This window comes from Agrobacterium sp. CFBP2214 (assembly GCF_030209895.1).
Lineage (GTDB): Bacteria > Pseudomonadota > Alphaproteobacteria > Rhizobiales > Rhizobiaceae > Agrobacterium > Agrobacterium radiobacter.
The window spans coordinates 131,591-143,518 of record NZ_JARVRC010000007.1 but is presented as its reverse complement, the minus strand read 5'-3'; the positions used below and the strand labels follow the sequence as shown (position 1 = coordinate 143,518).

Annotated in this window: 11 protein-coding genes; 7 read left to right on the top strand and 4 right to left on the bottom strand. The window is 58.4% G+C overall.

What is annotated here, in order from left to right; genetic code table 11:
- Nucleotides 1–66: 66 nt before the first annotated feature.
- Complete coding sequence (locus tag QRN60_RS19375) at nt 67–1,392, bottom strand: ubiquinone biosynthesis hydroxylase (RefSeq protein ID WP_423622327.1); 1,326 nt, start codon at nt 1,390–1,392, stop codon at nt 67–69.
- On the opposite strand from QRN60_RS19375, the gene tesB reads away from it, so the two are divergent.
- From tesB to QRN60_RS19345, 6 genes are all read left to right on the top strand, one after another.
- Nucleotides 1,368–2,252 carry an acyl-CoA thioesterase II gene (gene tesB, locus QRN60_RS19370; protein ID WP_129564808.1) on the top strand — a complete coding sequence of 295 codons (885 nt, stop codon included), beginning with the start codon at nt 1,368–1,370 and terminating at the stop codon, nt 2,250–2,252. The two genes, QRN60_RS19375 and tesB, sit on opposite strands and share 25 nt — an antisense overlap.
- Nucleotides 2,253–2,464: 212 nt before the next feature.
- Nucleotides 2,465–2,815, top strand: a complete 351-nt coding sequence (locus QRN60_RS19365) for a P-II family nitrogen regulator (protein ID WP_004444057.1) — start codon at nt 2,465–2,467, stop codon at nt 2,813–2,815.
- 29 nt (nt 2,816–2,844) lie between these two features.
- Entirely contained in the window at nt 2,845–4,191 is a 1,347-nt protein-coding gene (locus QRN60_RS19360; protein WP_020810586.1) for an ammonium transporter, read from the top strand.
- A 216-nt stretch (nt 4,192–4,407) separates the two neighbouring features.
- Entirely contained in the window at nt 4,408–7,074 is a 2,667-nt protein-coding gene (locus tag QRN60_RS19355; RefSeq protein WP_165000609.1) for a DNA translocase FtsK, read from the top strand.
- A gap of 50 nt (nt 7,075–7,124) precedes the next feature.
- The gene (locus QRN60_RS19350) at nt 7,125–7,850 is read left to right on the top strand and encodes an outer membrane lipoprotein carrier protein LolA (protein WP_020810584.1); all 726 of its coding nucleotides are present in this window, start codon (nt 7,125–7,127) and stop codon (nt 7,848–7,850) included.
- 160 nt (nt 7,851–8,010) lie between these two features.
- Entirely contained in the window at nt 8,011–8,814 is an 804-nt protein-coding gene (locus QRN60_RS19345; protein ID WP_003505210.1) for an exodeoxyribonuclease III, read from the top strand.
- A gap of 21 nt (nt 8,815–8,835) precedes the next feature.
- On the opposite strand, the gene QRN60_RS19340 is transcribed toward QRN60_RS19345, so the two are convergent.
- Together QRN60_RS19340 and QRN60_RS19335 are read right to left on the bottom strand one after the other, a co-directional pair.
- Complete coding sequence (locus tag QRN60_RS19340; protein WP_031233965.1) at nt 8,836–9,291, bottom strand: cyclic nucleotide-binding domain-containing protein; 456 nt, start codon at nt 9,289–9,291, stop codon at nt 8,836–8,838.
- A gap of 151 nt (nt 9,292–9,442) precedes the next feature.
- A complete protein-coding gene (locus QRN60_RS19335; protein WP_003505216.1) occupies nt 9,443–10,126 on the bottom strand; it encodes a response regulator transcription factor in 684 nt (227 codons plus the stop codon).
- Nucleotides 10,127–10,412: 286 nt separating this feature from the next.
- Here QRN60_RS19335 and QRN60_RS19330 point away from each other — a divergent pair, with 286 nt between their 5' ends.
- Complete coding sequence (locus QRN60_RS19330) at nt 10,413–10,916, top strand: L,D-transpeptidase family protein (protein ID WP_031233964.1); 504 nt, start codon at nt 10,413–10,415, stop codon at nt 10,914–10,916.
- A gap of 72 nt (nt 10,917–10,988) precedes the next feature.
- Here QRN60_RS19330 and QRN60_RS19325 read toward each other — a convergent pair whose 3' ends face one another.
- Nucleotides 10,989–11,558, bottom strand: a complete 570-nt coding sequence (locus QRN60_RS19325) for a CarD family transcriptional regulator (protein ID WP_003505223.1) — start codon at nt 11,556–11,558, stop codon at nt 10,989–10,991.
- Nucleotides 11,559–11,928 lie beyond the last annotated feature (370 nt).

Below are 11,928 nucleotides of genomic sequence, written 5' to 3'. Positions count from 1 at the left end.
TACCGGGATAGGCTGTCAAGCGGCAATCCCGGAAAAGCCGATCCGAAATATATGCGAAGGGCTGGATCAAAGCGCCTCGCCGGCAAGCAGACGCGGCGCATTCGCATCCATCGTGCCGGCGGCCTGGCCGATGAAATAGGACTTCAGACCCGGCAAACGATCCACGACGCCGAGACCGAAATCACGCATGACACGGATAGGACCAATATCATTGGAGAAAAGCCGGTTCAGCACATCGGTCGTCACGCCCATCCGCAATGTATCGAAACGCCGCCAGGACTGGTAACGCTCCAGAACATTGAGAGAGCCGATATCGAGGCCCAGACGGTCTGCCTCGACCACCGTTTCCGCGAGCGCCGCCACATCCTTGAAGCCAAGATTGAGGCCCTGCCCGGAAATCGGGTGAATGCCGTGCGCCGCGTCACCCGCAAGCGCAAACCGTGGCGCGACGAAGGAGTGCGCCAGCGTCAGCCCCAGCGGGAAGGCGCGGCGGGGACCGACGGGACGCAGAGGACCGAGCTTGTGACCGAACCGGCGCTCCAGCTCTTCTTCAAACACCAGATCGTCGGAGGCCACCAGCCTGTCGGCATCGGCCGTGCGTTCGGTCCAGACGAGCGAAGACCGGTTTCCCTTCAAGGGCAGGATGGCGAAGGGGCCCGATGGCAGAAAATGCTCCTCCGCACAACCCTCATGCGGCCGCTCATGCTCAACGGTCGTCACGATACCGGACTGATCATAAGCCCAGTGCACCGTCTTGATGCCAGCCATGTCCCTGAGTGCCGAGCGAACCCCGTCACAGGCAATTAGCAATCGTGCTTCGAGCATTGACCCGTCGGAAAGGCTGATGGCCGTCGACTGCGGCCCCGCGGCGAAATCGGAAACACTGAGACCGTGGCGGATTTCTATGCCAAGGCGTTCGCACAGGCCCCGCAACGCACCCACCAGAGCGACATTCGGAACCATATGGGCAAACGGCCTGCCCTCCTCTACGGCACCGTCGAACGTCAGGAACACGGGACGCACCGGATCGGCGGTCTTCGAATCGGTGACGATCATCTTGTGGATCGGCTGGGCTTCCGGCTCAATCTCGCTCCAGATGCCGAAAACATCGAGCATCCGGGTGGCCGCCGCGATGATGGCGGACGCACGGACGTCCTTTACCCAGACATCCTCGGGAGCGGCCTCGACCACCTGCACATTAAGATGCCGGGCCGCCTGCTTGATTGCAACAGCAACGGAAAGACCGACATATCCGCCGCCTGCCACCACTACGTCCAGCATCACGCTTCTCCTCAAATCTTGTGCACGCATCATCGGCGCACTATAGACCATGTGACGTCTTCCTACAGCCGGAGCAGGCCGAAAAAATGTCGCATCCCTCGCAAACGTCAGACCCGATGGCCAATCTCATCGCCACGCTCGATCTCGAGAAGCTGGAGGAGAACCTGTTCCGGGGCGAAAGCCCGCAAATCGGCTGGCAGCGGGTTTTCGGCGGTCAGGTCATCGCGCAGGCCCTGATTGCCGCCCAAAGGACCGTGGATGACGACCGTTTCGTGCACTCGCTGCATGCCTATTTCATGCGCCCGGGCGATCCGCTGGTGCCCATCGTATACCAGGTAGAGCGCATCCGCGATGGCGCGAGTTTCTGCACCCGCCGTGTCGTCGCCATTCAGCATGGCAAAGCGATTTTTTCCATGTCTGCTTCGTTTCAGATTTTCGAGGATGGTTTCGACCATCAGATCAAGATGCCTGATGTGACGCCGCCCGAAAAGCTGATGAGCGAAGAGCAGATGCAGGCGGCCTTCCTCGCCAAGGCGCCCGCTTCAATTCGCAAATACTGGAGCAACAAGCGGCCGATCGAGATAAGGCCGGTTTCGCTGACCCACTATATCTCGAAAGAAAAGCTGGAACCGCAGCAGGATATCTGGGTCCGCGCCGTCGGCGACGTGCCGGATGATCCGCGTCTGCAGTCGGCCATTCTCGCTTATCTCTCAGATATGACCCTGCTCGACACCTCGCTCTACGCCCATGGAACAACGATCTTCGATCCCTCCATTCAGGTGGCGAGCCTCGATCACGCCATGTGGTTCCACCGCCCCTGCCATCTGGACGACTGGCTGCTTTACACACAGGATAGCCCCAGCGCTTCCGGCGCTCGTGGTTTGACCCGTGGCAATATTTTCACCAGACAGGGTGAACTGGTCGCTTCCGTGGCGCAGGAGGGTTTGATCCGCAAAAGGGCAAATGATTAAATAATGTGCTTTTTCTGAAAATCGCACATTTAATAGACGCAAATTTTGGCGACAAATGCCCCTTTTTCAGACGCCTTTCATATAAGTTTTATATTTCAATACGTTAGATACACACTCAAAACTGGCACGCCCTTTGAATGTATGTCCTCAGTCGCTGTTACTGATCTGCCAGCGGCAGGAGAGTCGGCTCCGTGCCGAGGACAAAACAAAGGATGGGAAACCAGATGAAAATTGTGATGGCCATTATCAAGCCGTTCAAGCTGGATGAAGTGCGCGAAGCGCTCACCGGCGTCGGCATCCAGGGCCTGACCGTGACCGAGGTAAAGGGTTACGGACGCCAGAAGGGGCATACCGAGATTTATCGCGGCACGGAATATGCGGTGAGCTTCCTTCCCAAGCTGAAGATCGAGATCGCAGTTCCATCCGACGTCGTCGACAAGGCCGTCGAGGCGATCGCGTCTGCGGCAAAGACCGGGCAGATCGGTGACGGCAAGATCTTCGTCTACTCTATCGAACAGGCCGTGCGCATCCGTACCGGCGAAACCAACACAGAAGCGCTTTGAAGCACGGCTGACAGGGGAGTTTTCTAACTATGCAACTCAACAAATTTTCCACGCTCGGCAAGCTGGGCGCCGCAGCGGCGGCCCTGATGGCGCCGGCCATCGCCTTTGCCCAGGATGCCGCGCCGGCAGCAGCCGCAGCGCCCGTTCCTGAAAAAGCCGACACCGCATTCATGTATGTCGCGACGATCCTCGTGCTGTTCATGATCCTTCCGGGTCTGGCGCTGTTTTACGGCGGCCTCGTCCGCACGAAGAACATGCTCTCCGTTCTCATGCAGTGCACCGTCATCACCGCGGTCATGATGCTCATCTGGGTCATCTACGGCTATTCTTTTGCCTTTGGCGGCGGCACCGGCCCCTATTTCGGCGGTTTCGGCAAGCTGTTCCTGTCGGGCGTTTCGCTTGACAGCACCTCGGCAACCTTCTCCCAGGGCGTCGTGATCTACGAATACACCTTCATCGCCTTCCAGATGACCTTTGCGGCCATCACCCCGGCGCTGATCATCGGTGCCTTCGCAGAACGCGTGAAGTTCTCCGCCGTCATTCTCTTCACCATCCTGTGGGCCACCTTCGTTTACTTCCCGATCGCTCACATGGTCTGGGATGCGAACGGCCTGATCTTCGGCATGGGCGCTCTCGACTTCGCCGGCGGCACGGTCGTTCACATCAATGCCGGTGTAGCGGGCCTGATCGGCGCGATCATGGTTGGCAAGCGTACCGGCTTCGGCAAGGACATGATGGCCCCGCACTCCATGACGCTGACGCTGGTTGGCGCAGCCATGCTGTGGTTCGGCTGGTTCGGCTTCAACGCCGGCTCCAACCTCGAAGCATCTGGCGGTGCGGTTCTTGCAACCATGAACACCTTCCTCGCCACTGCAGCAGCCATCGTTTCCTGGTCGCTGGTTGAAAGCTTCACCCGCGGCAAGGCTTCCATGCTGGGCGCAGCTTCGGGCATGATCGCCGGCCTCGTCGCCGTAACGCCTGCGGCCGGTTCCGTCGGACCCATGGGCGCTATCGTTCTCGGCCTCATCGTCTCGCCGATCTGCTACTTCTTCGTCTCGGTTGTGAAGAACAAGTTCGGCTACGACGACACAGCTGACGTCTTCGGTGTCCACGGCATCGGCGGCATCATCGGCGCCCTCGGCACCGGCATCTTCACGTCTCCGCTGCTTGGCGGCACGGGCAAGGCCGATTTCTCCATCGCCTCGCAGGTCTGGACGCAGTTCGTCGCCGTCGCCATCACCATCGTCTGGTGCGCCATCGTCTCGGCGATCCTCTACAAGATCGTCGACGTGATCGTTGGTCTCAGGGTTCCGGTCGAAGCCGAACGCGAAGGTCTCGACCTCGCGACCCACGGCGAAGCCGCCTACCACTCCTGATATCACGGAAGAGGGGTTCTCCATCCCCTCTCCCAAAAGAAGGCCCGCTTCGGCGGGCCTTTTTCTTTGACGCAAACCCGTGAACGCTCAAAAAACCGCATGGTTAATACGACATTAACCAGCAAGCGGTTAGTTTTCCCTGTCAATCCGGGATTTGGTCACCAGCCGAATCTTGCCGAAACCAAGAAAAGCGACGGGTTCAGGGACATGGGCAGAATGCATTCTCCGACATTCGATGGTCGTCACACACGCTTCGTGCTGACGGCGTTTTTCGTGCGTCAGATCATGGCTCTGGCCGGTTTCGCTCTGCTGGCCACGATCGCGCTGGGCATTGCCGCACTCGCCACATGGAATGTGGCGGATCCGAGCCTCTCCTATGCGACAGGAAACCAGCCTACCAATCTTCTGGGTTACGGCGGTGCGATTTTCGCCGATATCGTGATGCAGTTCCTCGGGCTTTCCGCAATCATCTCGCTTCTCCCGGTCATCGCCTGGGCGATCGCGCTGATCGCCGGTCGTAAATTCCACCGCATACCCGTCCGCCTCGTGGCCTGGATCGCTGGCGCCATTGTCTGCGCCGCCTCGCTCGGCTGTTTTCCTGCCCCCGTCACCTGGCCGCTTCCGAACGGCATCGGCGGTGTCATCGGTGACATGATCCTGCGTTTTCCCGCCCTTTTTATCGGCGCTTACCCCACCGGCACGATCGCCACGGTACTGGGTGTCATATTCGCGGCACCGGCTGCCTGGCTGATGCTGTTTGCCACCGGCATTGTGGGCGGCCTGGACGATGAACTGGAGCGGGAAGAAGCCGCTCCGGTCACCACCAGCAAGGCCCGCGCAGCCCGTGAAGTCGAAGAGGATGACGAAGACGACGGCGAAGGCTTCTTCACCAATATGCTCGCCTTCGGCGCGCTTACGCATTATTGGTACATCACCCAGGCGCGCTTGCGCCGCCTGTTCGGCCTGAAGTCGAAGTCCCTGCACGATGAGTTCGAACATCCCTATGACTTCAACGAATATGAATTCGGCACGCTGAACGAACCTTCTCGCCTCAAGACCGCAATCAACCGCCTCGACCAGCGCGCAGAGCCGTCTTTCGAAGAACGCGCCGCATCGCGTCGCCAGATGTCACCTCCATCCATCGCGCTCGGTCATGACGAGGACATGGATAACGAACCGCCCTTCGACGCGGACGAACGCCGGCTGCCGGACGGCATTCTCTCCGACGACGAGGCCGACCAGAAATTCACCGCCAGACAGGTGCCGGGACGCGGACAGCCCAGAATAACAGCACCTTCCGCACGACCGAAGCCCAGCGAGCGCGTGGCAAGGGAGGCGCAGGCCTCCTTCATCGCCGCAGACGGTTTCCAGCTGCCAACCGTCCATCTTCTGGCAGAACCGAAGAATGTCGTTCGCGACAATATGCTGAGCGAGGAAGTGCTGGAACAGAACGCCCGCCTTCTGGAAGGCGTTCTCGAGGATTTCGGGGTCAAGGGCGAAATCATCCATGTCCGCCCCGGCCCGGTCGTCACGCTTTACGAACTGGAACCGGCGCCCGGCATCAAATCCTCGCGCGTCATCGGTCTTGCTGATGACATCGCCCGCTCCATGAGCGCGATTGCCGCCCGTGTCGCCGTCGTTCCCGGTCGCAACGCCATCGGCATAGAACTGCCGAACCAGACGCGCGAAACCGTGTTCCTGCGCGAACTGATCGGCAGCCGCGATTTCGAAAACAGCAAGGCGAAGCTCGCCATGGCGCTCGGCAAGACCATCGGCGGTGAACCCGTCATCGCCGATCTTGCCAAGATGCCTCATCTGCTGGTCGCCGGCACCACCGGCTCGGGCAAGTCGGTTGCCATCAACACCATGATCCTGTCACTGCTCTACCGCATGTCACCGGAGCAGTGCCGCCTGATCATGATCGATCCGAAAATGCTCGAACTGTCGATCTATGACGGCATTCCGCATCTGCTTTCTCCGGTCGTTACCGATCCCAAAAAGGCCGTGGTGGCTTTGAAGTGGACGGTGCGCGAGATGGAAGAGCGCTACAAGAAAATGTCGAAGATCGGCGTGCGCAACATTGACGGCTTCAACAGCCGCGTGCAGCAGGCGCTCGACAAGGGTGAAATCCTTACCCGCACGGTCCAGACAGGCTTCGACCGCCAGACTGGTGAGGCGATCTACGAAACGGAAGAATTCGACCTGAAGCCACTACCTTATATCGTCGTCATCATCGACGAGATGGCAGACCTGATGATGGTTGCCGGCAAGGACATCGAAGGCGCGGTGCAGCGCCTGGCGCAGATGGCGCGTGCCGCCGGCATCCACGTCATCATGGCCACCCAGCGTCCGTCCGTCGATGTCATCACCGGTACGATCAAGGCAAACTTCCCAACCCGCATCTCCTTCCAGGTGACGTCGAAGATCGACAGCCGCACCATCCTTGGAGAACAGGGCGCCGAACAGCTGCTCGGCATGGGTGACATGCTCTATATGGCGGGCGGCGGGCGCATCCAGCGCGTGCACGGCCCCTTCGTTTCCGACAATGAAGTCGAAGAAATCGTCGCCTATCTGAAGACACAAGGGTCGCCGGAATATCTGGAAGCGATTACCGAGGAAGACGACGAGGAAGGCAATGCCGGCGGCCCGGCCGGCGCAGGCAACTTCTCCGATTCCGAAGACCCCTACGATCAGGCCGTGGCCGTCGTGCTTCGCGATGGCAAAGCCTCCACCTCCTATGTGCAACGGCGTCTCGGCATCGGTTACAACCGCGCCGCCTCGCTGATCGAACGCATGGAGCAGGAAGGCATCATCGGTCCCGCCAATCACGCCGGAAAACGCGAAATCCTCGTGCCAACGGAAGCAGACATCATCGAGCGGTAACGTCCGCAACCAAGCGGGGCGGAGAAGCGTTATTCCACGCTTTCAACGTCATGAAGCCGCCGCCTTTTATGCGGACAATCGCTGCGATGAAGGAGAATAGAATGAACGACCTCACCACCGGCGAAACGGCCAACGCAAACGCAACGCAAAACGGCGTGACGCGACGTGGCGTGCTGACGGCATTTTCCATGGCCGCGGTGATCGCCGGCCTATCGCCGCTTGACGCCTTTGCCCAGGCGGCCGGCAATAGCGCGACCGCACAGAAAATCGCCAATCACTTCTCGTCGGTCAAAACCATGATGGGGGAATTCGTCCAGTTCGGCCCGCGTGGTGAGCAGACCGGCGGCAAGTTTTACATCGAACGGCCCGGCAAGCTTCGTTTCAATTACGAGGACCCTTCGCCCATGCGCGTCATTGCCGACGGCAGGAACGTCGTCATTGGCAATATGAAGCTGAAGACATGGGATCTTTATCCGCTCTCCAAAACGCCGCTCAGCCTGCTTCTGTCCGACAACATCGATCTCGGCAACCAGAAGGTCCGGAACGTGAAGGAAGAATCGGACCTGACCACAATCGTGCTGGGCGACAAGAGCGTCTTCGGCGATTCCACCATTACCCTGATGTTCGATCCGAAGACCTTCGACCTGAGGCAATGGACGACGACCGACGCCCAGAACAAGGACACGACCGTCATGATCTTCAACGTCCAGACCGGCGTAAACCTTGATGAACGCGTCTTCAGCATCAATTATGAGGAAGTCCGTAAAGGCGGCTGAGGCATCAAGCCCACGGAAACTTTTGAAAGGCGGCCCTGCGGTCGCCTTTTTCATTTTAGCGCTAAAATAAATTCCCGTTTTCATCGCGATGTTATAAGCCTGCGCCCCGGAAACATGTCACGGGCCATGCGGTTCGCGGCAATAAAAGCGGAGCACATGCATGTCGTTTTCGATAACCACCTGGAACATCAACTCGGTCAGGCTCAGAATGCCGATCGTTGAGCAGTTTCTGGTGCGTTACAAGCCCGACATTCTCTGCCTGCAGGAAACGAAATGCCCGAATGGCGAGTTTCCGATGAAGCCGCTGAAGGCGCTGGGTTATGAGCACGTCATCATCCATGGCCAGAAGGGCTATCACGGCGTCGCCATCGCCTCGAAGATTCCGCTGACCGAAGATCATCGACAGGACTATTGCGGAATCGGTGACGCGCGGCACATTTCCGCGATTTTCCAGGTTGGATCGCGCCGTGTGCGGCTGCATAATTTTTATGTGCCGGCGGGCGGTGACGAGCCGGATCGCTCAATCAATCCGAAATTCGGCCACAAGCTCGATTTCATCGAGGAAATGAAGGCGCTGCGTGCCGATGGCGTGCCCGGCACCTCGTCCATTCTCGTCGGCGATCTCAACATCGCACCGCTCGAAAATGACGTCTGGTCCCACAAGCAGCTTCTGAAGATCGTCAGCCACACGCCTGTCGAAACCGAGGGGATGCTTGACATCATGAAGCAGGGCAACTGGCTTGATCTGATGCGTCTGAACGTGCCTGAGACTGAAAAGATCTATACTTGGTGGAGCTACCGCGCCAAGGATTGGGAGGCGGCTGATCGCGGCCGCCGTCTTGACCATATCTGGTCTTCGCAGGATCTCGGCCCCTCGCTTGAAAAAATCGACATATTGCGCGAGGCCCGTGGCTGGAACCGGCCATCGGACCACGTTCCGGTCACCGCCCAGTTCCGGTTTTGAGCCGGCGCGTTTGACTTGGCGTCAGACGAAGCGGTTCTGCAACCGGGCCGCACCCGCCGCCAAAGACGCGATATTGTCGCGAATACGCGCCGATACGATATCGGCCACTTCCGGAAACTCCTCCACCAGCCGGTGAAAGAGGATGCGCGTTATCCGAATGACTTCGGAATCCTCAGCCGCGACCGCAGTGAACTTTCTTTCGCAAAGCGTGAAAAGCGCCAGCTCCGAAAGCAGCGCCCCTTTGCCGGGCGTCGCCTGCAGCACGGGCTTGCCATCCCGCCCGGCCGTGAAAAGCTCGAAATGGCCCGATGTCACCGCAAAGGCGCATTCGGCCGGTGAGTGCTCCCGGAACAATGTCTGCCCGGCAGATACACGGCGGCGTTCCGCACCGAAGGCGATGAGCCGCAGCTGGTCATCGCTGAACCCTGCAAACAACGGCACTTGCCCCAGCAGCATGATATCGTCCGTCAAGGCCATGTCGATCGTTACTCCGGAAAACGCCTGCATCACTATAGCGGTTTTCCAATATCAGTCCTCAAAATACAAGGTGTTAGAACGCCGCGCGCCTTTTCGGACGCGCGGCGTGAGCTTCAACGACGACATATGAAAGGCGCAACAAGGTCCCTGCTCAGGGAACGATCTTGTATCCGCCGTTCTCGGTGACCAGAATTTCAGCGTTGGACGGGTCGCGTTCAATCTTCTGGCGCAGACGATAGACATGCGTTTCGAGCGTGTGTGTCGTCACCCCGGAATTGTAACCCCAGACCTCTTCGAGCAGGACGTCGCGTGTCACGACGGTGCTGCCGGCGCGGTAGAGATAACGGATGATCGCCGCTTCCTTTTCCGTCAGCCGGATTTTCTTGCCATCCTCCGTCGTCAACAGCTTCTGGCTGGGTTTGAACTGATAGGGGCCGACAGTGAAAACCGCATCCTCACTCTGCTCGTATTGGCGCAGCTGCGCCCGGATACGCGCCAGAAGCACGGCGAAACGGAAAGGTTTCGTCACATAGTCGTTCGCACCAGCTTCCAACCCAAGGATAGTATCGGAATCAGTGTCGTGCCCAGTCAGCATGATGATCGGCGCCTTGAAGCCGCCCTTGCGCAACAACTTCACCGCCTCACGGCCGTCCATGTCCGGAAGGCCGACATCCATGATCAAAAGATCGACCTGAGCGGTCTTGGCGGTCTGCATCGCCTGTGCGGCGTTTGCGCCGCTCAAAAGCGAGAATTCCTCATAGGGAGACAATTGCTCGGTCAGCGTCTCCCGAAGATCGTCGTCATCGTCCACCAGAAGGATAGTGCGAGCCGTCATTCGGATTCTCAGCCTTTCTTACTTTAGCGCACCAGCCCAAAAATCAGGTTCGATTTTCGAGAAGCACGATGCGTAGTTTAAAAGAGTTAGAGCGTCCCTTGGGCGTCCGAAAAGACGCCTGGCGCTCCAATTATCAGCCAATTCAGCGGTTTGCCGATAAAAGGTCAACCCATTGCCTTGATATAACGAAGTGCTATGACTTCACGTTAAATAACCTGCAAAGCAAAATCTCGTGAAAAACATGAGCATACAGCCCGCAAGACAACGTAAACGCGCATCGACGCTCATGGTTCGGCCAGCCCCTTCGAAAATCAGCCGCGCCATCGTCCAGCTCGGACACCTCACTTTTCCAGCCGCGATCGGTCGTAATGGCCGCACCGCACTGAAACGCGAGGGAGACGGAAAATCCCCCATTTCCACCACGCGCCTCCTGCACGGGTTCTATCGCGGCGACCGCCTTCCCGGCATCGCCACGGCGTTGCCGATGCAGCGAACACGGAAGTCCATGTTATGGTGCGACGAGCCACGCAACGCCAATTATAACAGGCTGGTCAAGGCGCCCTTCGCCCTGAGCCATGAAGAAATGATGCGCAAGGACGGCCTCTACGACGTCTGCCTGGTGCTTGACTGGAACATCACCGCGAGAAGCCGCAACCGGGGCTCGGCGATCTTCATGCATCTGATCCGACCGGGATATGAGCCGACCGCAGGCTGCGTCGCCCTGCACCCCCGAGACATGCGCCGCATTCTACCGTATCTGCGCAAGGACACAAAGATCCGCATCCTGTGACGTTGAGCCTGCAAGCAGCCAACAAAAAACCCGCCATTAAGGCGGGTTTTTTTAGAAGGAAAAAGCCTGATATTAAGCGGCTTCGTCCTGAGAATCGTCCTCTTCAACGGTCTTGCCACGCTTGGGGCCCTTGGCAAGGTTGACTTCCACCAGGCGAACAGCCTCGGTTTCCGACATCTTGTTGACGGCGGCGATTTCGCGCGCCATGCGATCGAGCGCAGCCTCATAAAGCTGACGCTCGGAATAGGACTGCTCCGGCTGGTTTTCCGCACGGTAGAGATCGCGCACAACTTCCGCAATTGCGATGAGATCGCCGGAATTGATCTTCGCATCATATTCCTGCGCGCGGCGCGACCACATGGTACGCTTCACACGCGCCTTGCCCTGCACCACTTTCAGCGCCCGCTCGACAAAATCGCCTTCGGAAAGCTTGCGCATGCCGATGCTGACGGCTTTTGCGACGGGAACTTTAAGACGCATCTTGTCTTTTTCGAAATCGATGACAAAAAGCTCAAGCTTCATGCCGGCAACTTCTTGTTCCTCGATTGCAGAAATGGTACCGACACCATGAGCGGGATACACAATCGCTTCACCGGTCTTGAAACCGTGATGTGCTGGAGATTTCTTCTGCTGGGTCGTCATTCGTTCTAAAAACTCCCTGTTACATACCCGGGGATGCCGGGGTTGGGTCGGTCAGGCCCTGATGAGACGGGGGAACCGTCAGGTGACTCCGCACTGGTCCAGCCGTGCACGCAAAAACACACCTTCCCGTCTTGCGGGGTTCGATAACGTAAACGCTCGATATGTCACGGAAACCGCGTGCAAAAGAGGTGTTGCTTTCGTGGTGTTTTTGGGCACACAAATGCCACGCTGTGGATCAGTGTCGTTGGTGTACCACAAAAATAGGCGCAAATCAATAATTTGCTTCGACCGTGGCCGCAACATCACATGGCGGCCAAAGAACCGCCTAAAAATTAGCCGCAGAAATACTGTCAAAATGCTTCGTGACAGG

Coding starts and splice junctions, on each gene's coding strand:
- QRN60_RS19335 (WP_003505216.1), bottom strand. CDS start 10,126: ATGACGGCTCGCACTATCCTTCTGGTGGACGATGACGACGATCTTCGG.
- QRN60_RS19340 (WP_031233965.1), bottom strand. CDS start 9,291: ATGGCCTTGACGGACGATATCATGCTGCTGGGGCAAGTGCCGTTGTTT.
- QRN60_RS19360 (WP_020810586.1), top strand. CDS start 2,845: ATGCAACTCAACAAATTTTCCACGCTCGGCAAGCTGGGCGCCGCAGCG.
- QRN60_RS19365 (WP_004444057.1), top strand. CDS start 2,465: ATGGGAAACCAGATGAAAATTGTGATGGCCATTATCAAGCCGTTCAAG.
- QRN60_RS19325 (WP_003505223.1), bottom strand. CDS start 11,558: ATGACGACCCAGCAGAAGAAATCTCCAGCACATCACGGTTTCAAGACC.
- QRN60_RS19355 (WP_165000609.1), top strand. CDS start 4,408: ATGCATTCTCCGACATTCGATGGTCGTCACACACGCTTCGTGCTGACG.
- QRN60_RS19345 (WP_003505210.1), top strand. CDS start 8,011: ATGTCGTTTTCGATAACCACCTGGAACATCAACTCGGTCAGGCTCAGA.
- QRN60_RS19330 (WP_031233964.1), top strand. CDS start 10,413: ATGGTTCGGCCAGCCCCTTCGAAAATCAGCCGCGCCATCGTCCAGCTC.
- tesB (WP_129564808.1), top strand. CDS start 1,368: ATGTCGCATCCCTCGCAAACGTCAGACCCGATGGCCAATCTCATCGCC.
- QRN60_RS19350 (WP_020810584.1), top strand. CDS start 7,125: ATGAAGCCGCCGCCTTTTATGCGGACAATCGCTGCGATGAAGGAGAAT.